This window comes from Nonomuraea sp. B10E15 (assembly GCF_039871615.1).
GTDB lineage: Bacteria > Actinomycetota > Actinomycetes > Streptosporangiales > Streptosporangiaceae > Nonomuraea.
Window position 1 is genome coordinate 500086 of record NZ_JBDPMB010000002.1, and the last position, 23024, is coordinate 523109.

Consider the following 23024-nt stretch of genomic DNA (forward strand, 5'->3'; position numbering starts at 1 on the left):
TACGTTGTACACCAGCCCGACCCCGTCCCTCGTCACCGCGGCGCAGCGCCGGCTCTGGTTCCTGGACGAACTGCGGCCTGGAGACGTGCAGGTGACGGCCTGCCGCGCGCTCCGCGTCCGCGGTGACCTAGAGCTCCAGCAGGTACGCAGAGCGGCGCAGGCGCTGCTCGCCCGGCACGACGTCCTGCGCACCCGGCTGACCGCGGGCGAATCCGGCCCCGTCGCCGTGACCGAGCCCGCCGTCGCGGCGGACGTCGCGATCGTCGAGCCGCCCCCCGACACGGGGCTGGAACAGCTCGTGGCCGCGCAGACCCTGGAGCCCTTCCAGCTCGACCGAGCGCCGCTCATGCGGGTGCGCCTGATCAAACTCGGCGCCCGTGACCACCTCCTCGTGCTGACGGCCTCGGCCATCGTCGCCGACGACCGTTCGGCCGAGCTGCTGATGGGCGAGTTGTGGACCTTGCTGTCGGGTGGCCGCCTGGACGAGCCCGCGCCGGTGGCCGTCGAGCCCGCACAGGGCGGAACGCCGCAGGAACGCACGCGGTTCTGGACCGAGCGGCTGGTCGGCCTGCCGACGCTGGAGCTGCCCTGCGCCCTGCCGCGCCCGTCACATCGGCGAGGCAGGGCGGCGGCCGCCGCCGTGCCCGTCGCACCGGACTCGCTGGATCGGCTGCGCGACTCCGCCGGCCCGGCCGCGGGTGCGGGTGTGGAGCTGGTGCTGGCGGCCTCGCTGCAGTTGCTGCTGCGCCGGCTGGGCGCGGCCGATGACCTCGCGCTCGGCGTGCGGTGCAGGTCCGAGAGCGCGGGGGAGGCGGTCGGCCCGCTCAGCGACCTGGTACCCGTACGGTGCGTCGCGGACGACGAGGTGAGCCTGCGCGGACTGCTCGGCCGGTACGCCGCCGAGTTCGCCGCCTGCATGCGCCATCGCCTGCCGTTCGAGGCCGTGATCGACCTGCTGCAGCCGGCCCGCGACCCAGGACGGCCGCCGCTGGTGCAGGCACAGGTGGTCACCGCGGAGCCGGGCGAGCAGAACTGGGCGGCCGGGGGACTCTCCGCGACCAGGATCGACGCCCCTCCCACGACGACCGAGGTGGATCTGGCCGCGCACCTGACCGCCGGGGGCAGGCTGCTGCTGGTCTACGACGTGGACCTGTTCGAGCCCGCCGAGGCGGACCGGCTGGCGGGCCAGTACGCGCTGCTGCTCGACCAGGTCGCCGCCGACCCGTCGCGCCCGCTGGCGGAGCTGGACCTGTTCGGCGAGCGGGGGCACGACGAGCTGGTCGTGCGCTGGAACGACACCGGCCGCGACTACCCCCTGGACCTGTGCCTGCACGAGCTGGTGGAACGGCAGGCCGACCGCTCGCCCGACGCGGTGGCCGTACGGCAGGGCGACAGGACCCTTCGGTACGCCGAGCTGGACCGGCGGGCCAACCAGCTCGCCCGGCACCTGCGCGAGCGGGGCGTCGGCAGGGAGACGCCGGTGGGCATCTTCCTGGGCCGGTCGCCGGAGACGTTCGTCGCGACGATGGCCGTGCTGAAGGCGGGCGGCTGCTACGTGCCGCTCGACGTGGGCTACCCCGACGAGCGGATCGAGTACACGATCGCCGACACCGCCATGCGCGTCATCCTGACCACGGCGGACCTGCGCCACCGGCTGCCCGCGTGCGAGGCCGTCTGCCTGGACCAGGACGCCGACCTGATCGCGCGGCAGGCCGGCGCCCGGCCGGAGCCGGTCGCCGGTCCGGACGACCTGGCGTACGTGATCTACACCTCGGGCTCGACGGGCCGGCCGAAGGGCACCATGATCGAGCACCGGGGGATCGTCAACTACCTGATGTGGGCCGCCGAGCGGTTCCCCATGACGGGCCGGCACGGCACCGTGATGCACTCGCCCTTCGGCTTCGACTTCACCGTGCCGTCGATGTTCCTGCCGCTGATCTCCGGCAGCGACGTGGTCCTGCTGCCGGAGGGCGACGGGCTGGACGAGCTGGGGGACGCGCTGGCCGCCGGGCTGGACTTCAGTTTCGTCCGGCTCACCCCCTCGCACCTGGCCGTGCTGAACCGGCAACTGGCCGACCGGGAGGCCGGGCCCTCGGTGCGCGCGCTGTTCGTGGGCGGCGAGGCTCTGCACGCCGGGCTGGTCAAGGAGTGGTGGAGGCTGGCTCCGGACACCATGGTGCTCAACCAGTACGGGGCCACGGAGACCTCGGTCGGCGGCTGCTCGTACGTGCTCGACGGCCCGCCCGACCGCAAGATCGTGCCGCTGGGCCGGCCGAACCCCAACATGCGCATGTACGTGGTGGACGAGCGGATGCGGCTCGTGCCGCCCGGCGCGGTCGGCGAGGTGGCCTTCGCCGGGCCCGGCCTGGCCCGCGGCTACTGGGGGCGTCCGGAGCTCACCGAGCAGCGGTTCGTGCCGAATCCGTTCGGTCCTGGCCGGTTGTATCGGACGGGTGATCTGGCGCGGTTGTCGCCGGGTGGGGAGTTGGAGTTCGTCGGTCGGGCGGATCATCAGGTGAAGATTCGCGGGCATCGGATCGAGCCGGGGGAGGTGGAGGCTCGGCTGGTGGCTCATGGGTCGGTGCATGCGGCGTTGGTGCTGGCGCGTGAGGACACGCCGGGGGACAAGCGGCTGGTGGCGTATGTGGTGGCGGAGCCGGGTGCGGAGGTGCCTGGTCGTGCGGAGTTGCGGGAGTTCTGCCGGGTGGCTCTGCCGGAGTACATGGTTCCTGCGGCGTTCGTGGCGTTGCCGGAGTTCCCGCTGGATCCGAACGGCAAGGTGCACCGCGCCGCCCTGCCCGCCCCCGAGACCTCGCTCGGCCCGGTCGAGCTGCGCGATGCCCCGCGCGACGAGGTCGAGTCCCTGATCGTCGAGATCTGGTCCGAGGTGCTCGGCGCCGGCGTCGCCAGTGTGCACGACAACTTCTTCGACCTCGGCGGCCACTCCCTGCTGGCCTCGAAGGTGGTCGGCCGGCTGCGCGAGCGGCTGGGGACGCGCCTCGCGCTGCGCTCGGTGTTCGAGGCTCCGACCGTGGCGGAGCTGGCCGAGGTGGTGCGTACGGCGAGGGCCGGCTCCGGCGAGCGTATCCCGGTCAGGCCCGACGGCTCCTCCGCGCCGCTCTCCCCCGCGCAGACGCGGCTGTGGTTCGCCGACAGAATGGCACCGGACTCGGCCGAGTACGTGGTGCCCATCGCCTTGGAGCTGCGCGGGCCGCTGGACGTGCCCGGTCTCGGCCGGGCGCTGGCGGCCGTGGTCGCGCGGCACGAGGCGCTGCGCACGCGCGTGGTGGAGCACGACGGCGTGCCGGTGCAGGTGGTGGATCCGCCGGGCGCCTTCGAGCTGCCCGTGGTGCCGGTGGGCGACGTGGAGGCGTTCTTGGCCGAGCACGCGCGGCGGCCGATCGACCTGGCCACCGGTCCGGTCTTCCGCGCCGTGCTGGGCCGGGTGGGCGAGGAGGAGCACGTGCTGCTGCTCCTCCTGCACCACATCGTCGCCGACGACTGGTCCATCTCCGTGCTGGCCGACGAGATCCACCAGCTCTACGCGGGCCGGCCCGTGGCGGAGTTGCCGGTGCAGTTCGGTGACGTGGCGGCCTGGCAGCGCGCCCAGGTGGAGCAGGGCGCGCTCGACCACGAGCTGGCCTACTGGCGTGAGCGGCTGGCCGGGATGCCGCACACCCTGGAACTGCCGGCCGACCGGCCCCGCCCGGCCAGCCGCGACATCCGCGGGCACCGCCGCGACTTCCGCATCCCCGCCGCCACCACCCGCAGCCTGCACGCCCTGGCTCGCGGTCACAACGCCAGCCTGTTCATGGTCCTCATGGCCGGCTTCCAGACCCTCATCCACCGCTACACCGGCCAGCACGACTTCGCCGTCGGCACCCCCGTCGCCGGACGCGACCACCCCGACCTCGACCACCTGATCGGCTTCTTCGTCAACACCCTCGTCCTGCGCGCCGACCACACCGGCGACCCCACCTTCGACCACCTCATCGACCGCGTCCGCGACAGCGCGCTGGCCGCCTACGAACACCAGCACCTGCCCTTCGACCGCATCGTCGAAGAACTCCACCCGCAACGCGACCTCACCCGCACCCCCCTCGTCCAGCACGTCTTCGCGCTCCAGACCGCGGCCACGGAGTCCTGGCAGCTTCCCGGGCTGCAGGCCCGCCGCCTGCCCCTGCACACGGGCACGAGCAAGTTCGACCTGTTCATGGCACTGGAGGAGCGGCCGGACGGTTCACTCGAAGGCACCGTCGAATACCCCACCGCGTTGTACGACGCGGCCACCGTCGACCGGCTCGCCCAGCACTTCGTGACGCTGCTCGGCCAGCTGGCCGCCGACCCGGGCGCCCCGGCGAGCCGGGCGCAGCTCATGGACCGGGCGGCGCGGCAGGAGCTCGAGGCCCTGGTCAACGACACCGCACAGGACCTCGGCGAGCTGACCGTGCCCGACCTGGTGGCCGACCAGGCGCGGCAGCGGCCCGACGCGGTCGCCGCCGAGTACGAAGGCGAGTGGATCGGCTACGCCGAACTGGACTGGAAGGCGAACCAGCTCGCGCACCACCTGCGCGAGTGCGGCGTCGGCCAGGAGACGCCCGTGGCGGTCTGCCTCGAAAGGGGCCTCGACGTGCCGGTCGTGCTCCTCGGCATCCTGCGCGCCGGCGGCTGCTACGTCCCGCTCGACGCCGACTATCCCGCCGAGCGCATCGCGCACATGCTGGCCGACACGCAGGCGCCCATCCTGCTGGCCGAGCGCCATCTCGCGCAGCGACTCCAGGCGCCCTCGGGCGTCCGCAGGCTGATCTGGGAGGACGTGCGCGAGATGTTGTGCGAGCAGCCCGCGCAGCCGCCCGACGTGCGCGTGCGGCCCGACAACCTCGCCTACATCATGTACACCTCCGGCTCGACGGGCCGGCCCAAGGGCGTGCAGGTCACCCACCGGGGCATCGTGCGCCTGGTGCACCGGGCGGACTACGTCGAGTTCGGGCCCGACCAGGTGTTCATGCTGCTCGCTCCGCTGTCGTTCGACGCCTCCACCTTCGAGTTGTGGGGAGCGCTGTGCAACGGCGCCACACTGGCGATCTACCCCGTGGGGCAGCCGACCGCGGACGGGCTCGAAGCGGCCATCCGGCGGCACCGCGTCACGGTGTTGTGGCTGACGGCCGGCCTGTTCCACCTGCTGGTGGAGACCCGGCTGGAGGCGCTGGCGGAGCTCAGGCACCTCGTCGCGGGCGGTGACGTGCTCTCGCCCGCGCACGTCAGAGCCGTGCTCGACGGCACCCGGGTCAAGGTCAGCAACGGCTACGGCCCGACCGAGTGCACCACGTTCAGCTGCGTGAAGAGCGGCATCACGCGCGCCGACACCGAGTCCGCCATCCCGATCGGCGGGCCGATCTCCAACACGCAGGTGTACGTGCTGGACGCCGCGCTGAACCGGCAGCCGGTGGGCGTCCCCGGCGAGCTGTACATCGGCGGGCCCGGCCTGGCCCGCGGTTACCGGGGCCGCCCCGGCCTGACCGCGGAACGGTTCGTGCCGAATCCGTTCGGTCCTGGCCGGTTGTATCGGACGGGTGATCTGGCGCGGTTGTCGCCGGGTGGGGAGTTGGAGTTCGTCGGTCGGGCGGATCATCAGGTGAAGATTCGTGGGCATCGGATCGAGCCGGGGGAGGTGGAGGCTCGGCTGGTGGCTCATGGGTCGGTGCATGCGGCGTTGGTGCTGGCGCGTGAGGACACGCCGGGGGACAAGCGGCTGGTGGCGTATGTGGTGGCGGAGCCGGGTGCGGAGGTGCCTGGTCGTGCGGAGTTGCGGGAGTTCTGCCGGGTGGCTCTGCCGGAGTACATGGTTCCTGCGGCGTTCGTGGCGTTGCCGGAGTTCCCGCTGGATCCGAACGGCAAGGTGCACCGCGCCGCCCTGCCCGCGCCGTCGTGGGAGGGCGATGCCGCCGAGTACGTCCCGCCGCGCACACCGGTCGAGACCGCGCTGGCCGAGATCTGGTCCGAGGTGCTCGGCGCCGGCGGGCTCGGCGTGCACGACGACTTCTTCGACCTCGGCGGCCACTCCCTGCTGGCCACCAAGGTGCTGTCCGTGCTGCGGCAGCGGATGGAGGCCGACCTTCCGGTCCGGGCGATCTTCGAGCATCCCACGATCGCCGAGCTGGCTCCGGTCGTGGAGCAGGCGGCCCGTACCGGTTCCTCGGCCATCCCCCGGCGGCCGGCCGGAACCCCGGCGCCGCTCACGTACAACCAGGCCGGGCTGTGGTTCACCGACCGGCTCGCCCCCGACACGGCCGAGTACGTGATCCCGATGGCGCTGCGCGTCGGCGGCCCGCTCCAGCACGAGGCGCTGCGCGTCGCCATCGAGGCCGTGACGCGCCGCCACGAGGCGCTGCGGACGCGGATCGTCGAGCAGGACGGCGTGCCGGTGCAGGTGGTGGATCCGCCGGGCGCCTTCGAGCTGCCCGTGGTGCCGGTGGGCGACGTGGAGGCGTTTCTGGCCGAGCACGCGCGGCGGCCGATCGACCTGGCCACCGGTCCGGTCTTCCGCGCCGTGCTGGGCCGGGTCGGCGAGGAGGAGCACGTGCTGCTGCTCGTCCTGCACCACATCCTGGCCGACGGCCGCTCGGTCGGCATCCTGGCCGAGGAGATCGCGGCCGGCTACCTGGCCACCGGCCACGAGGACGTGGCGGAGTCGCCGGTGCAGTTCGGTGACGTGGCGGCCTGGCAGCGCACCCTGGTGGAGCAGGGAGCGCTCGACCACGAGCTGGCCTACTGGCGTGAGCGGCTGGCCGGGATGCCGCACACCCTGGAACTGCCGGCCGACCGGCCCCGCCCGGCCAGCCGCGACATCCGCGGGCACCGCCGCGACTTCCGCATCCCCGCCGCCACCACCCGCAGCCTGCACGCCCTGGCTCGCGGTCACAACGCCAGCCTGTTCATGGTCCTCATGGCCGGCTTCCAGACCCTCATCCACCGCTACACCGGCCAGCACGACTTCGCCGTCGGCACCCCCGTGGCCGGACGCGACCACCCCGACCTCGACCACCTGATCGGCTTCTTCGTCAACACCCTCGTCCTGCGCGCCGACCACACCGGCGACCCCACCTTCGACCACCTCATCGACCGCGTCCGCGACAGCGCGCTGGCCGCCTACGAACACCAGCACCTGCCCTTCGACCGCATCGTCGAAGAACTCCACCCGCAACGCGACCTCACCCGCACCCCCCTCGTCCAGCACGTCTTCGCGCTCCAGACCGCGGACACGGAGTCCTGGCACCTGCGCGGGCTGTCGGTCGCGCGTATCCCGGCGCACACCAGCACCAGCAAGTACGACCTGTTCATGGCGGTACGCGAAACCCCCGACGGCTCGCTCGACGGCACCGTCGAATACCCCACGGCGCTCTTCGACGCGGCCACCATCGACCGGCTCGCCCGCCACTACGTCACCCTCCTCACCGAGGCGGCGGCGCGGCCCGGCCTGCCCGTCGGGCTCATCCCCCTGCTGACCTCGGGGGAGCGGGGCGAGCTCGTGCACGCGCTGAACGACACCAAGGTCCACTACCCGGCGGGCGAGTGCATGCACGAGCTGATCGAGCGCCAGGCGGCCAGGACCCCCGGCGCGATCGCCGTCGAGTACGCCGACGACCGCCTGTCCTACGCCGAGCTGGAGTCACGGGCCAACAGGCTCGCCCATCACCTCCGTTCCCTGGGCGTCGGCCCGGACACGGCGGTCGGCCTGCGGCTGGACCGCTCGGTGGGGCTGATCGTGGGCCTGCTCGCGATACTCAAGGCCGGCGGCTGCTACGTGCCGATCGAGACCGACGCCCCCGAGCCCAGGATGATGGGCATCCTGGCCGACGCCGCCGCCCCCGTCTGCCTGGTGGACGCGGGCCGCGCGCCGGCGGACCCAGGACCGGTCACGTTCGTCGCCGTGCACGACGCGCCCGCGGACGCTCCGGCCACGCCGCCCGAGGTGGAGCTCAGCCCGGACAACCTCGTCTCGATCTACTACACCTCCGGTTCGACGGGCCGCCCCAAGGGCGTGGCCAGCACGCACGGCGGCTGGGTCAACCGGATGCGCTGGATGCAGGACACCTACCGCCTGCGTCCGGGCGAGGCCGTGCTGCAGAAGACCACCCTGGTCTTCGACGACGCCGCGGTGGAGTGCCTGTGGCCGCTGCTGGTGGGCGGCAGGGTGGCGCTCATCCCGCCGGGCCTGCACCGCGACCCGGTGGAGATCGCCGAGTACGCCGCCAGGCACCGGGTGAGCGTGCTGCAGTTCGTCCCCAGCATGCTCACGCTGTTCCTGGAGGCCCTGGACGGCGAGCGGCTGTCCCGGCTGGACGCGCTCAGGCACGTCATCTCCAGCGGCGAGGCGCTGAAGCCCGAGCTGCTGCGGTTGTTCCTCGACCGCTTCGGCGACGACGGCCCGACGCTGAACAACCAGTGGGGCGCCACGGAGGTCTCCATCGACTCCACCGCCCACCGTTGCCTGCCGGCCGACGTCCGCGCCCACACCTCCGTCAGCGTCGGCACGCCGATCGCCAACAACCAGGTGTACGTGCTGGACCCCGAGCTGAACCCGGCCCCGATCGGGGTGCCAGGCGACCTCTACATCGGCGGCGACGCGCTGGCCCGCGGCTACCTCAATGACGCCGCCAAGACCGCCGGCGCCTTCGGGCCCGACCCGTTCCGGCCCGGACAGCGGCTCTACCGCACCGGGGACCGCGGGCTGCTGCGCCCGAACGGCGAGATCGTCTTCCTCGGACGGCAGGACGACCAGGTCAAGATCCGCGGGATCAGGGTCGAGCCGGGCGAGGTCGAGCAGGCCATGCTCGAACTGCCCGGGGTACGCGAGGCCGCGGTGACCGTCTGGGAGCCGAGCCCGGGGGACAAGCGGCTGGCCGGATACGCGGTGCCGAAGCCGGGCAGCGACCTGACGCCCGCCCTGCTCAGGGAGCGGCTGAAGGAACGGCTGCCGAGTTACCTGGTGCCCGCCGCGCTGTCGCTGCTGCCGGAGATGCCCACCACGACGAGCGGCAAGATCGATCGCAAGGCGTTGCCGGCTCCGGAGGAGGGCGAAAGCGCCGCGAGCGCCTACCGCGCGCCCGACGGCCCGGTCGCCGAGCTGGTCGCGGGCATCTGGGCCGACCTGCTCGGCCTGCCGAGGGTCGGCGCCGACGACAACTTCTTCGACCTCGGCGGCCACTCGCTCCTGGCGACCAGGGCCATCTCCCGCATGCGGGCCGAGCTGGACGCGGATCTGCCGCTCAGCCTGCTGTTCGAGGCGGCCACCCTGGCCGATGCCGCCGACGCGGTCGAGCGGGTGCTGCTGGCCGAGCTCGACGACCTGAGCGACGACGACCTGGCCCACCTGATGGAGACGGAGGAGAGATGAGCATCAGGCCCAAGGACCTCCCGGCCTCGGCCCGGCGCAAGCTGCTGGCCGACCGGGTGCGCGCCGCCCAGGCAGCCCCGTCATCGGTCATCCCGCGCCACGACGGCCAGGAACCCGCGCCCACGTCGTTCGCCCAGGAGCGGCTCTGGCTGATCGACCAGCTCCAGGGCCAGGACCACACGTACAACGTCTACCACGCCTTCCGCGTCGCCGGCCCGCTCGACCGGGCCGCGCTGCGGCGGGCCCTCGACGGGCTGCTGGAACGGCACGAGGCGCTGCGCACGACGTTCGCCCCGGGCGAGCCCGCCGCGGTGCAGGTGGTCGGCTCCGGCACGACCATGCCGCTGACCGAGCGCGACCTGAGCGGCCTGTCGCCGGATGAGCTGGAGCGGCGCGTGCTGGCGGAATGCCGGACCCCGTTCGACCTCACCAGCGGCCCGCTGTGCCGGGCGGCGCTCTTCCGGCGCGGCGCCGAGGAGCACGTCCTGGTGCTGGTCCTGCACCACATCGTGACCGACGGCTGGTCCACCGAGATCCTGGCCGAGGACCTGGCCGCCGGGTACGCCGGCCGTTCCCGCCCCGAGCCGGGGACCCGCTACCGGGACTTCTCCGTCTGGCAGCGCGAGCGGCTGAGCGGCGACCGGCTGCGCGCCGAGCTGAACCACTGGCGTTCGGCCCTCGCCGGCCAGCCGCACGTGCTGGAGCTGCCCACCGACCGCCCCAGAGCGGCGACCTTCCGCCACGACGGCGCCGAGACCCGGGTCACGGTGCCGCCCGACCTGACCGCCAGGCTGCGCGAGCTGGCCGACCGGTGCGGCGCCAGCCTCTACATGCTGCTGCTCACCGCGGTCAGGACACTCCTTCGGGCGCACAGCGGACAGGACAGGTTCATCCTGGCCACCTCCATCGCCGGTCGGGACCGGCCCGAGCTGGAGGAGGTCGTCGGCTGCTTCGTCAACACCCTGGCGCTGGGCGGCGACCTGTCCGGCGACCCGTCCTTCGCCGGCGCGCTCTCCCGCGAGCGGGCCACCGTCCTTGACGCGTTCGCCCATCAGGACCTGCCCTTCGAACGGCTCGTACGCGAGCTGGTCACCGAGCGCGACACCGCCCGCAACCCGCTGGCTCAGGTGTTCGTCCAGCTCGGCCGGGGCACCGGTGAGGGCTGGCGGCTGCCCGGGCTGCGGGTGGAGGAGCTGGCCGTGGCCAACGACGTGGCCAAGTTCGACCTGTCGTTCTTCTTCCGCGACCGGGGCGACGACCTCGTCCTGACCCTCGAATACGCCACCGCCCTGTTCGACGCGGCCACCGCGGACCGGCTGGCGAGCCGGGCCGTACGGCTGCTGGAGTCCGCGGCCGACGCGCCCGACCTGCCGCTGAGCTCGTTGCGGCTGCTGCCCGACGACGAGCTGCGCGAGCTGGAGGGCTGGAACGACACCGTACGCGCGTACCAGCGCGTGCCGCTGCCCGAGATGGTGTCGCGCCAGGCGGCCGGGCACGGCGACAGGCAGGCCGTCCAGTACGGTGACGCCAGGCTCACCTACGCCGAGCTGGAACAGGCCGCCAACCGGCTGGCCCACCACCTCCGGCGCGCCGGCGTGGGCCGCGGCGACCTGGTGGCGGTCTTCCTGGAACGCGGGCTCGACCTGCCCGTCACCCTGCTCGCGGTGCAGCGGGCGGGAGCCGCGTACGTGCCGCTCAACCCGGGCGAGCCCGCCGACCGCGTCGCGCTCATCCTGCAGGACGCCGCGCCCGCGATGATCCTCACCCAGCGCGAGCTGCTGCCGCAGTTGCCCGGTGGCGCCGCCGAGATCCATGTGGCGGCCGAGCACGCCGCCGCGATCGCGTCCATGCCGGACACGCCGCCCGAGCTGGACAGGCACCCGCACGACCTCGCGTACGTCATCTTCACCAGCGGCTCCACCGGCCGGCCCAAGGGCGTCGCCGTACCGCACGGGGCGCTGAGCAACTTCCTGGCCACGATGGCCGAGCGGCCCGGGATCACCGGGGACGACGTGCTGCTGGCGGTGACCACGCCGTCGTTCGACATCGCCGCGCTGGAGCTGTTCCTGCCGCTCGTCACCGGCGGGAAGGTGGTGATCGCCGACCGCTACACCGCGCTCGACGGCGACCGGCTGCGCGCGCTGATCACCTCCAGCGGGGCGACGATCATGCAGGCGACGCCGGCCACGTGGCGGCTGCTCGGCGACTGCCCCGAACTGGAGGGGCTGACGGTGCTGGTCGGCGGCGAGGCGCTGACCCCCGACGTGGCCGGCCCGCTCACCGCCGCCGCGCGCGGCGTGTGGAACATGTACGGCCCCACGGAGACCACCATCTGGTCCACCGTGCGCCCGATCGCGGGGCGGGACCTGACCCGCGGCGCCGCGGCCCTGCCGATCGGCACCCCCATCGCCAACACCCGCTGCCTGGTGCTGGACGCCGACCTGCGGCAGGTGCCCACCGGCGTACCGGGCGAGCTGTACATCGCGGGGGACGGCGTGGCCCGCGGCTACCACGGCCGGCCCGGCCTGTCCGCCGACCGGTTCGTCCCCGACCCCTACGGCCCGCCAGGGACCCGGCTCTACCGCACCGGCGACCTGGTCCGCCGGCTGCCGGACGGCGACCTGGAGTTCCTGGGCAGGAACGACCATCAGGTGAAGGTACGCGGCTTCCGCATCGAGACCAGCGAGATCGACGCCAGGCTGGCCGAGCACCCGGACGTGGCGCAGGCCGTCGTCGTCGCGCACGAGTTCGCCCCGGGTGACCGCCGCCTGGTCGCCTACCTCACCGCCGCGGGCCGCGAGCCGGACCCCGCGGACCTGCGCGCCCACCTGGCACGCAAGCTGCCCGACTACATGGTCCCGACCGTCTACATGACGCTGCCCGACTTCCCGCTCACCCCGAACCGCAAGGTGGACCGCAAGGCGCTGCCCTCGCCGGCCGTCTCCGCCGCGCCGGAGGCCGACCAGGCGCCGCGCAGCGGGCTGGAGAAGCTCGTCGCCGAGGTGTGGTCGGACGTGCTCGGGGTGGCGGTGCCCGGCGTGCACGCCGACTTCTTCACCCTGGGCGGCCACAGCCTCCTCGCCGTCCAGGCGATGAACCGGGTCAACGCCGAGCTGGGCACCGCCGTGGAGGTGCGGGCGCTGTTCGACGCCCCGACCGTGGCAGGGCTCGCGGCCCGCCTCGCCACCGAGGACGGCCTGGCCGGCGACCACATCGCCGTCGTGCCACGCGACCGGCCGCCGCGGGCGTCGTTCGGGCAGGAGCGCATGTGGTTCCTGGACCAGATGTTCCCCGGCGTGCCCGACTACCACCTGCCGGTGGAGTTGTCGCTGCGCGGTCCGCTGGAGGTCGAGGCGCTGCGCGCGGCGCTGACCGCCGTGCTCGGCCGGCACGAGTCCCTGCGTACCCGGCTGCGCCTGTCGGAGCAGGGCGTGCTGGTCCAGGAGATCGCCCCGCCGGGCGAGGTCGCCCTGCCCGTCGACGACGTGACCGCCGCCGCCGACCCCGCCGCCGCGGCCGAGGAGATCGTCGCCGCCGCGGCCGCGGCGCCGTTCGACCTCGGCCAGGACCCGCTCCTGCGGGCCAGGCTGGTCCGGCTGGCCGCCGACGACCACCTGCTCCTGATCACCATGCATCACGCGGGCGCCGACGGCGCCTCCATCGACCTGCTCAGGCAGGAGCTGGCCGGCCGCTACGCCGAGGCCGCGCACGGCGCGCCCGCCGACCTGCCGGAGCTGAAGGTCCAGTACGCGGACGTGGCCGCCTGGCAGCGCGACCACTTCACCGGCGAGGACGAGCACCTGGCCTTCTGGCGCGCCGAGCTGGCGGGGCTGCCACCGCTGGAGCTGCCCGTGGACCGGGAGCGGCCCGCGGTGCGGCGGCCCGCGGGCGCCTGTCACGCCTTCACCCTTCCCGAGGCGCTGGCGACCCAGGTCGACTCCTTCGCCAGGGCGAACGCGACCACACCGTTCGTGGTGCTGCTGGCGGCCTTCCAGGCGGCGCTGGCCCGGCTGTCCGGTCAGGGCGACCTGGCCGTCACCACGCCCGTGTCCAACCGTGACAACGTCGAGATCCAGCACCTCGTCGGCATGTTCGTGAACACCCTGGTGATCCGCGCCGACCTGTCGCGCGACCCCACGTTCGCCGAGGTCGTACGGCAGGCCAAGCGGCGGGTGACGGCCGCGCTGGCACACCGGGCACTGCCGTTCGAGCGGGTCGTGAGCGAGCTGGTCACCGACCGCGATCCGGCCAGGCCGCCCCTGTCGCCCGTGCACTTCACCCTCGACACCGCTCCGGCCCAGGAATGGACGCTGCCCGGTCTGGACGTACGCCGCCTGCCCGAACGCATCCTGACCGCCCGGTACGAGCTGGCGATGGGGCTGACCCGCACCGCCGACGGGCTGGCCGGCGTCATCGAGTACTCCCCGATCCTGCTGGACGAGGACACCGTGGCGAGCTTCGCCAACGGCTTCCGCGAACTGCTCGCGACGGCGCTGAGCAGCCCGTACGCCCCGCTCGGCGGCATCGCGCGGGACGGCGGCGACGACTCGGCCACCGCGGCGCCGGGCGAGCCCGCGCGGCCGTCCCGCCCGCCCGAGGGACCCGCGGAGGAGATCATCGCCGACGTGTGGCACGAGCTGCTCGGCCGGCCCGTGCGCGACGCCTTCGACGACTTCTTCCAGCTCGGCGGCCACAGCCTGCTCGTCGCCCGGCTCCGCATGCGGCTGCAGGACAACTTCGGCGTCGACCTCCCCATGCACGGCTTCTTCGCCGCCACCTCGATCGCCGAGCAGGCCGCCGAGGTGCAACGCGCCATCGAGGACGAACTGGCCGGGCTGTCCGACCACGAACTGCTCGCCTCGCTCGAACGAGAGGTCTCGTCATGACCGTCACCACCACGCCGCCGAACGGCCCCAGCTCCGCGGACCTCAGAAGTGCCCTGCTGGCGCGGCGCCTGCGCGGCGGCAGAAGCCGTACGACCACCATCCCGCCCTGCCCGGACGACGTCCCGATCCCGCTCTCGTACGGCCAGCGGCGCCTGTGGTTCCTCGACCGCCTGCAGCCCGGCGGTGTCGAGTACACCGTGCCGCTCATGCTGCGCCTGGAGGGCCCTCTCGACCACGACGTGCTGCGCCGTGCCCTGGAGGAGTTCGTCGCCAGGCACGAGACACTGCGCACCCGCTACGCCGGCGGCCAGGAGGGCCCGCACCAGATCGTCGATCCGCCGGGCCCGGTGCCCCTGCCGCTGACGGACGCGGCCGGGCGGCTCGACCAGCTGGTGGCCGAGCACCTGTCCGAGCCGTTCGACCTGGAACGCGGGCCGGTGCTGCGCGCCCTGCTGCTGCGCCTGGCACCCGAGGAGCACGTGCTCGTGCTGGCCGTGCACCACATCGCCTGCGACGGCTGGTCGCTGGGCATCCTGCGCAGGGAGCTGGCGGAGATCTATCCCGCGCTGCTGGCCGGCCAGGACAGCCCGCTGCCCCCGCCCAGGATCCGCTACGCGGACTTCGCGCACTGGCAGCGCGGGCGGCCGGCGGGCGCGGCCCTGGACGGGCAGGCCGGCTACTGGCGCACCCGGCTGGCCGGGCTGGAGCCGATGGAGCTGCCCACCGACCGGCCGCGGCCGGCCCGGCGCGACACGAGCGGTGACGCGGTCGCCTTCACCGTGCCCGCCCCCGTCGCCCAGGCCGTGCTGGCGATGGGCAGGCAGCAGGGCGCGACGCCGTTCACGACGTTGCTCACCGCTGTCCTGGCCGTGCTCGCCGTGCACTGCGGGCAACGCGACCTCGCCGTCGGCACCCCCGTGGCCGGCCGCGACCGCAGCGAGACCGAGGACGTGGTCGGGTTCTTCGTCAACACCCTGGTGCTGCGGGCGGACCTGTCCGGCGACCCGGCCTTCGCCGACCTGCTGGAGCGGGTGCGGCAGGGTGTGCTGGCCGACTTCGCGCATCAGGACCTGCCCTTCGAGCAGCTCGTGGACGAGCTGGGCGTGACGCGCGACCTGTCGCGGACCCCGTTCACCAATGTCATGTTCGTCACCGGCGAGGCCGGCCCGGATCGCACGCCCATGGGGCGGCTGTCGGTCTCCGAGCTGACGCCGCCGTCGGTCAGCGCCAAGTTCGACCTGACGATCGGGATGGAGCAGGCCGAGGACGGCTCCGTCAGCGGCCTGATCGAGTACGCGACCGCGCTGTTCGACCGGGGCCGCGTCGAGCGGCTCGGCAGCCACATCGCGCAGCTCCTGTCGCAGGTCGCGGCCCGGCCGCGGGCCCGGCTCAGCGAGCTGGAGCTGCTCGCCGGCGAGGAGCGCTCGCTGCTGCTGCGGGAGTGGAACGCCACGGCGGCCCCGTACCCGGTGGCGTGCCTGCACGAGCTGATCTCGGCGCAGGCGGACCGCACGCCGCAGGCCGTGGCCGTGCGGTGCGGCGCGGACGAGCTCACCTACCGCGAGCTGGACCAGCGCGCCAACGCCCTGGCCCACCGGCTGCGCGAGGCGGGCGTGGGCCTGGAGACGCCGGTCGGCGTGTTGTGCGACCGTTCGCCGCTGCTGCTGCCCGCGCTGCTGGCGGTGCTCAAGACGGGCGGCCACTATGTCCCGCTCGACCCCGCCTACCCGGAGGAGAGGCTGGGCTGGATCCTGGCGGAGGCCGGGGCCCCGGTCCTGCTCACCACCTCCGGCTACGGCGGCCGGCTGCCTGGCTACGAGGGGCGGGAGCTCTTCCTGGACGAGCGGCCCGACGAGAGCGCCGAGCTGCCGCCCGAGTCGCCGGTGCACCCCGACAACCTGGCCTACATCATCTACACCTCCGGATCCACCGGCAGGCCCAAGGGCGTGATGATCAGCCATCGCGGCGTGGTGCACTACCTGAGCTGGTGCCGGCAGGCGTACGAGGCCGACCGGGGCGACGGCGCTCCCGTGCACTCCTCGCTCTCCTTCGACCTCACCGTGACGGGCCTGTTCCTGCCGCTGATGTGCGGCACGACGGTCACCCTGATCCCGGAGGACGAGCATCCGATCGCCGGGCTGGCCGACGCCCTGTCCAGCGGGCGCCGCTTCAGCTTCGTCAAGCTCACCCCCGCCCACCTGGAGCCGCTGCAGCGCTGCCTCCAGGACGATCCGGACGCCGCCGCGGCGGCGAGCTACCTCGTGGTGGGCGGCGAGCAGCTCACCGCCGAGGCGCTGGCGTTCTGGCGTTCGAACGCCCCCGGAGTCGTGGTCTCCAACGAGTACGGCCACACCGAGACCTCCGTGGCCAACGTCATCAACCTGCTGCCCGCCGCCGAGGCCACCAGCACCCCCGTGTCCGTCGGGCGACCCATCTGGAACACCGAGATCTACATCGTGGACGAGGACCTGCGGCCCGTACCGATCGGCGTGACCGGCGAGCTGCTGGCCGGCGGTGTCGGCGTGGCACGCGGCTTCGTGGGCCGCCCGGGGTTGACCGCTGACCGGTACGTGCCCAACCCCTTCGGCCCCGGGCGGCTCTACCGCAGCGGCGACCTGGTCAGGTACCTGGCCGACGGCACCCTGGAGTTCGTGGGCCGCCGTGACCACCAGGTGAAGGTCCGGGGATACCGCATCGAGCTGGGCGAGATCGAGGCCGCGATGCTGAGCCATCCGGCGGTGGCCGAGGCGGTGGTGGTGCCCTGCCGGGACGGGCTGGCCGGATACGCGGCGGCCGGCCCCGAGGCGCGGGTGGACGAGCGGGCGCTGCGCGAGCACCTGGGCGCCCGGCTGCCGGAGTACATGGTGCCCGCCTACCTGAGCGTGCTCGACGAGCTGCCGCTCACCGCCAACGGCAAGATCGACCGGGCCGCCCTGCCCGCGCCCGAGGCGAAGCCGGCCGCGGCGACGGCGGGCGCCCGCCCCCGCGACGCGCTGGAGCTGGCGGTCCTGCGCGCGTGGGAGGAGTCGCTGGGGCAGCTCGGCATCGGCGTCACCGACGACTTCTTCCAGCTCGGCGGCCACTCGCTGCTCGCCGTGAGCCTGGTCGACCGGCTGAGCTCCGAGCTCGGCCTCGACGTCGGCCTGGCGTCGCTGTTCCGCCACCCGACCGTGCGCGGCCTGTGCGAGGCGCTGCAGGCGCCGCCCGCCGGGGACTGCCTCATCCGGATGCGGGCGGGGGAGCCGGATCGTGTGCCGCTGTTCCTGGTGCCGCCCACCGCGGGCACACCCTTCCCCTACCTGCCGCTGGTCGAGGAGCTGGATCCGCGCCTGCCCGTGTACGGCCTGCAGGCCCCCGGTTACGAAGGCGGCGAGCAGCCCATGGACACGGTGGAGGCCATCGCCGCCCGCTACGTGCGGGAGCTGCCTGACGGGCCCGTGGCGCTGGCCGGGTGGTCCTTCGGCGGATCGGTGGCCTTCGAGATGGCGCGCCTGCTGGAGGAGGCGGGCCGGCAGGTCGCGGGGTTGTGGGTCATCGACTCCTCGGTGCTCGGCGTGGACCGGTTGGAGCAGGCGCCGGAGGTCGAGACCGGTGACGCGCTGTCCCTGTTCGGCAGGACCATGCTGGACGTCGAGCCCGCCGCGCTGGCCGGGCTGTCGCCCGAGGAGGCGATGAGCGAGCTGCTGTCCCAGGCCAGGACCCGCGAGCTGGTGCCGGACGCGGCCAGGAGCGAGGTCGTCGCCCGCATGGCCGCCGTCTACCTGGCCAACAGCCGCGCCGCCGCCCGCTACCGGTGCGGGGCCGTGCTCGACACCGGCCTGCACCTGATCCGTACGACGGAGCGCCACTCCGAGCACGGCAGGCCGGAGGTGCACGCGGAGAGCTGGGAGAGCAGGACGCGCGGCGGCTTCCAGGCCACCGAGATCGCCGCCAACCACTGGAACGTCGTCGAACCGCCGCACGCCGCGACGCTCGCCCGGATCATCGCCGCCTCGTTGCTCGGAAAGGAACACCGATGAGAGTCGACCAAGGGCCCCGGCTCCTGGAGGACCTGCTCCCCCTGCCGGACACCGCAGGCAGCCGGGTGAACGCCCACCACGGCGAGATACTCCAGGGCGTCTTCCACGACGGGGAGCGGCTGCGGCGCGGCCTGGTCACGCTGCCCTGCCCGCTCTACAGCACCCATGCCACGTTCATGCCGACCGGCGACGACGGCGTGACGGTCCGGCCCGGCTGGCGGACCAAGGCCACCCGGGCCGCCGAGCTGACCCTGTCCGCGCTCGGCTGGCCGGTGCCCGGCGGGCTGCTCAGCCTGACCAGCGACATCCCGTTGTCGCGCGGGTTCGGATCGTCCACCGCCGACGTCACCGCCGCCATCCAGGCGGTCGTCGTGGCCACCGGCCGCGCGCTGCCGCCCGCCGCCGTGGCCAAGATCGCTGTCAGCGCGGAGCGGGCGTCGGACTCGCTCGTGTACGGCAGGCGCGCGGTGCTCTTCGCCCACCGGGAGGGCGTGGTCATCGAGGACCTCGGACAGGACCTGGTGCCGCTGGAGGTGCTCGGCTTCGGCACCAGCTCCCATGGGCAGGGCGTGAACACCCTGGACATGCCGCCGGCGCGCTACTCCTCATGGGAGATCGAGGCGTTCCGGCCCATGCTCGGGATGTTGCGGCGCGCCGTGCGGACCCGGGACGCGTACCTGCTCGGCAGGGTCGCCACCGCCAGCGCCCTGCTCAACCAGCGGCACCTGCGGGTGCCCCAGCTCGACGACATCATCCGCGTGGCCCGCGAGTGCGGCGCGGCCGGCGTCGAGGTCGCCCACAGCGGCGACATCGCGGGGCTGCTGTTCCCGGCGTCCGACCCGGCGACCGCCGACCGGGTGGAGCGGGCCGGCGAGCGGCTGCGCTGCCTAGGCATCACCGAAACCTGGAGATTCAGCACGAAGGGATGATCAACCATGCGATCCGTCGCGCCCAGCCGATCCATTGTCGAAGCGACGCAGTTGCCGAGGCTCATCCGGATCGGGCACAACCTGCATGTCGCCGCGTTCGGGCTGATGAAGCTGCTGCCTGCCCGTTACATGCTCGATCGCGCCGCCGAGCGGGGCGAGCTGGACTGGGGCACCACGGTGCTGGAGACCTCCTCGGGCACCTTCGGGCTCGGATTGGCGATCGTGTGCCGTCTGCGCGGCAACGCCCTGACGATCGTGGGCGATCCCGCGATCGACCCCGGGTTGCGGCGGCGGCTGAACCAGCTCGGCACCCGCGTGGAGATCTGCGAGGACCCGAGCCCCGAGGGCGGCTACCAGCGCGCCCGCCTGGACCGGCTGGCCGAGCTGCGTGAGGAGCATCCCGACCACTACATCCCCAACCAGTACGGCAACCCGGACAACCCCGCGGCCTACTCCGTCGTCGCCGAGCAGCTCTCCGAGGCCATCGGGCCCATCGACTGCCTGGTCGGGGCCGTCGGCTCCGGCGGCTCGACCCTCGGCACCAGCTCCTTCCTCAGGCTCGTGTCGCCCGACCTGCACCTGGTCGGAGTGGACACGCCGGGCAGCATCATCTTCGGGCAGCCCGACCGGCCCCGCCTCCTGCGCGGCCTCGGCAACAGCCTGGTGCCGGGCAACGTCCAGCACGAGAGCTACGACGAGGTCCACTGGGTGGGCCCGGCCGAGGCCTTCCACGCCACCCGCCGGCTCTACGGCAGGCACTGCCTGTTCATGGGCCCGACCAGCGGCGCCGCTTTCCTGGTCGCCTCCTGGTGGGCCAGGTGCAACCCCGACGCGCAGGTGGTCGCCCTGCTCCCCGACGAGGGTTACCGCTACCTGGACACCGTCTACGACGACGAGTGGCTGCGCGCGATCGATCTGCTCGACGCCCCCGTGGCCCCCGAGCCGGTCGAGGTCGCCCATCCGGCACAGGAGCTCGGCGGCTGGTCGCGCATCGACTGGAACCGGCGGCGGCTCCACGACCTGATCGGGGTGCGGCCATGACCGCGACCCTGCTGCTCGTCGAGAGCAACAGCACCGGGACCGGCCCGCTGTTCGCCCGGCGTGCCCGCGAGCTCGGCGCCCGGCCGCTGCTGCTGGCCACCGACCCGGACCGCTACGGCTACGCCCGCGAGCACCGGATCGAGACCCGCCGCGTGGACACCGGCGACGCCGAGGCGGTGCTGCGCGCCGCGCGCGACGTGCCGGACCTGGCCGGCGTGACCACCAGCTCCGAGTACTACGTGCCGGCGGCCGCCCAGGTGGCCGCCGAGCTCGGCCTGCCCGGCCCCGACCCCGCCGCCGTGACCGCCTGCCGGCACAAGGGGCGGCAGCGCGACGCGATGGCGGCCGCCGGCGTGCCCTCGCCGCGCCACGCCGCCGCCGCCTCGGCGAGGGAGGCGGTGACGGCCGCGCGGGCCATCGGCTATCCCGTGGTCGTCAAGCCGGCCGCCGGGTCGGGCAGCACGGGCGTGCTGAAGTGCTCCGACGACAAGGACGTGGCGGGCCACGCCGAGAGCCTGCTCGCCGTCACCGCCAACGAGCGCGGCCTGCCGGTCGAGCCCCTGGTGCTGGTCGAGGAGTACGTACGAGGCCCGGAGTTCTCGGTGGAGACCTTCGCCGGCTTCGCCGTGGCCGTCGTCGCCAAGCACCTCGGGCCCGCCCCGTACTTCGTGGAGATCGGTCACGACCTGCCCGCAGGACTGCCGTACCCCGAGGCCGCCCGGATGCGGCAGACCGCCGAGCACGCGGTGCGCGGGCTCGGCCTGGGCTTCGGCGCCGCACACGTGGAGCTCAGGCTCACCGAGGACGGCCCGCGGGTGATCGAGGTCAACTGCAGGCTGGCCGGCGGCATGATCCCCGAGATGGTCCGCAGGGCCAGCGGGCTCGACCTGGTCACCGCGCAGGTGGCCGCCGCTCTCGGCGCGCGCGTCAGGCTGACCCCCGTCCACGACCGGCACGCCTGCATCCGCTTCCTGGTCAGCGACCTCCCGGCCGTCCTGGACGGCCCTCCTGACACGCTCGGCGCGGCCACGCGGTTGCCCGGCGTGGAAGAGATCACGTTGTATCGCGGTCGTGGCGACCGGTTGCGGCCGGCTCGCGACTTCCGCGACCGGATCGGACACGTGCTCACCGTGTCCGACCGGGCCGAAGAGAGCAGCGCGGCCGCGGCCGCCGCCCTGGACTGTCTCAGGACAGCCATCCGGCCGCTCCCCGAAGGAGTGTCACCATGAGTAGCCCGACGACGTCGATCCCCGCTTCCTCTCCCACGTCCTGGGACTCCGGCCGGCTGAAGCGTCCCGTGTGCGCGGCCGCGCAGGAGATCCTCTTCGACCGGCACCTGCGGCCGTCGGCCGAGCCCGTCGCGGCCGAGCTGCAGCTCATCAGCCAGGTGGACCGGGCGCACCTGGTCATGCTGGTCGAGCAGGGCATCGCCGCGCCCGAGGCGGCCCAGCGGCTGCTCGAAGGGATCGAGCGGCTGCGCAAGGCGCACTTCGGGCCGCTGATCGACCTCCCGGCGCCGCGCGGGCGTTACCTGGCCTACGAGTCGTACCTGATCGACACGCTCGGGCCCGACGTCGGCGGCATCCTGCACAGCGGCCGCTCCCGCAACGACCTCAACGCCACGGTGATCCGGTTGCGGCTGCGCGAGCCGTACGACCGGCTGCTGGCCGAGTGCGACCTGCTGGGCCGGCGGCTGCTGAGCGACGGCCGCCGGTACGCCGCCGTGACGATGCCCGCCTACACCCACCACCAGCCCGCGGTGCCCATCACGTACGGCCACTACCTGGTCGGCGTGGCGGCCGCCTTGGTCAGGGATATGGCGGACCTGTGGAACGCGGGGGAGGAGATCGAGCAGAATCCCCTGGGCGCCGGGGCCGTGGGCGGAACGTCCCTGCCGATCGACCCGCGGCGCACCACCCGGCTGCTGGGCTTCTCCGAGCCGCTGGCCAACTCCGTGCACGCGGTCGCCTCCAGGGACGTCGTGCTGCGGCTGACGTCGGCGGCGGCGGTGCTGGGCGTGCTGCTGTGCCGCGTCGCGCACGACGTGCAGCACTGGTCCAGCGTCGAGTCCGGGCTGCTGCACCTGGCCGACGACGTGGTGGGGTCGAGCTCCATGATGCCGCAGAAGCGCAACCCGTTCCTGCTCGAACACGTGCAGGGCCGCGCCACCGTGGCGCTCGGCGCCTTCACGGCCGCGGTCAGCGCCATGTGCACCTCCCGCTTCACGAACGCCATCGCCGTGGGCACCGAGGCGGTCGCGCACATCTGGTCCACGCTGGAGGCGGCGACGGACGCCGTCGTCCTGCTCCGGCTGGTGCTGGAGGGCGCGGAGCCGGACGCGGCGCGGATGCGGCAGAGCGCGGTGGAGGGGCAGACCGTGGCCACCCACCTGGCCGAGCGCCTGGTGAGCGCGGGCATGCCGTTCCGCAGCGCGCACCACCGGGTGGGCGCCATCGCGGTCGAGGCGCTGGAGACCGGCCGGCCGCTGGAGGACGTGGCCCGGCAGCGCCTGCCCCAGTACGGGCCGGCGGTGTGGTCGGGGCTCGACCCCGATGCCGTCGCGGCCACCGCGAACTACGGAGGCGGGCCGGGGCCGGGAGCGCTGGAAGCGGCCCTGCCCGACGTCGGCGCCCGCCTGACCGACTTGCGCCGCCGCGCGGCCCGCCGTCGCAGGCGGTGGGCCGAGGCCGCCGCCGAACTCGACGCGGCCGTGCACGACATTCTCACCAACCACCAGAAAACCGCATGAGGA

7 protein-coding genes are annotated in these 23024 nt (G+C 73.6%); all 7 read left to right on the top strand.

What is annotated here, in order from left to right:
* Window positions 1–4: 4 nt before the first annotated feature.
* From ABGB14_RS11360 to ABGB14_RS11390, 7 genes are read left to right on the top strand one after another with little or no spacing between them, the layout of a single operon-like run.
* Complete coding sequence (locus ABGB14_RS11360; protein WP_347643555.1) at window positions 5–9397, top strand: amino acid adenylation domain-containing protein; 9393 nt, start codon at window positions 5–7, stop codon at window positions 9395–9397.
* On the top strand, window positions 9394–14283 hold the full coding sequence (locus ABGB14_RS11365) for an amino acid adenylation domain-containing protein (protein WP_347643556.1): 4890 nt from the start codon (window positions 9394–9396) through the stop codon (window positions 14281–14283). The genes ABGB14_RS11360 and ABGB14_RS11365 overlap by 4 nt, the downstream gene beginning before the upstream one ends.
* Complete coding sequence (locus ABGB14_RS11370) at window positions 14280–18302, top strand: amino acid adenylation domain-containing protein (protein WP_347643557.1); 4023 nt, start codon at window positions 14280–14282, stop codon at window positions 18300–18302. Before ABGB14_RS11365 ends, ABGB14_RS11370 begins: the two co-directional genes overlap by 4 nt.
* Window positions 18299–19231, top strand: coding sequence for a GHMP kinase (locus ABGB14_RS11375; RefSeq protein WP_347643558.1), 933 nt, complete (start codon window positions 18299–18301; stop codon window positions 19229–19231). The genes ABGB14_RS11370 and ABGB14_RS11375 overlap by 4 nt, the downstream gene beginning before the upstream one ends.
* Before the next feature lie 6 nt (window positions 19232–19237).
* On the top strand, window positions 19238–20272 hold the full coding sequence (locus tag ABGB14_RS11380; protein WP_347643559.1) for a pyridoxal-phosphate dependent enzyme: 1035 nt from the start codon (window positions 19238–19240) through the stop codon (window positions 20270–20272).
* Window positions 20269–21501 carry an ATP-grasp domain-containing protein gene (locus ABGB14_RS11385; protein WP_347643560.1) on the top strand — a complete coding sequence of 411 codons (1233 nt, stop codon included), beginning with the start codon at window positions 20269–20271 and terminating at the stop codon, window positions 21499–21501. Before ABGB14_RS11380 ends, ABGB14_RS11385 begins: the two co-directional genes overlap by 4 nt.
* Window positions 21498–23021 carry an argininosuccinate lyase gene (locus ABGB14_RS11390; RefSeq protein ID WP_347643561.1) on the top strand — a complete coding sequence of 508 codons (1524 nt, stop codon included), beginning with the start codon at window positions 21498–21500 and terminating at the stop codon, window positions 23019–23021. The genes ABGB14_RS11385 and ABGB14_RS11390 overlap by 4 nt, the downstream gene beginning before the upstream one ends.
* The last annotated feature ends 3 nt before the right edge of the window (window positions 23022–23024 follow it).

Coding starts and splice junctions, on each gene's coding strand:
- ABGB14_RS11380 (WP_347643559.1), top strand. CDS start 19,238: ATGCGATCCGTCGCGCCCAGCCGATCCATTGTCGAAGCGACGCAGTTG.
- ABGB14_RS11385 (WP_347643560.1), top strand. CDS start 20,269: ATGACCGCGACCCTGCTGCTCGTCGAGAGCAACAGCACCGGGACCGGC.
- ABGB14_RS11375 (WP_347643558.1), top strand. CDS start 18,299: ATGAGAGTCGACCAAGGGCCCCGGCTCCTGGAGGACCTGCTCCCCCTG.
- ABGB14_RS11370 (WP_347643557.1), top strand. CDS start 14,280: ATGACCGTCACCACCACGCCGCCGAACGGCCCCAGCTCCGCGGACCTC.
- ABGB14_RS11365 (WP_347643556.1), top strand. CDS start 9,394: ATGAGCATCAGGCCCAAGGACCTCCCGGCCTCGGCCCGGCGCAAGCTG.
- ABGB14_RS11390 (WP_347643561.1), top strand. CDS start 21,498: ATGAGTAGCCCGACGACGTCGATCCCCGCTTCCTCTCCCACGTCCTGG.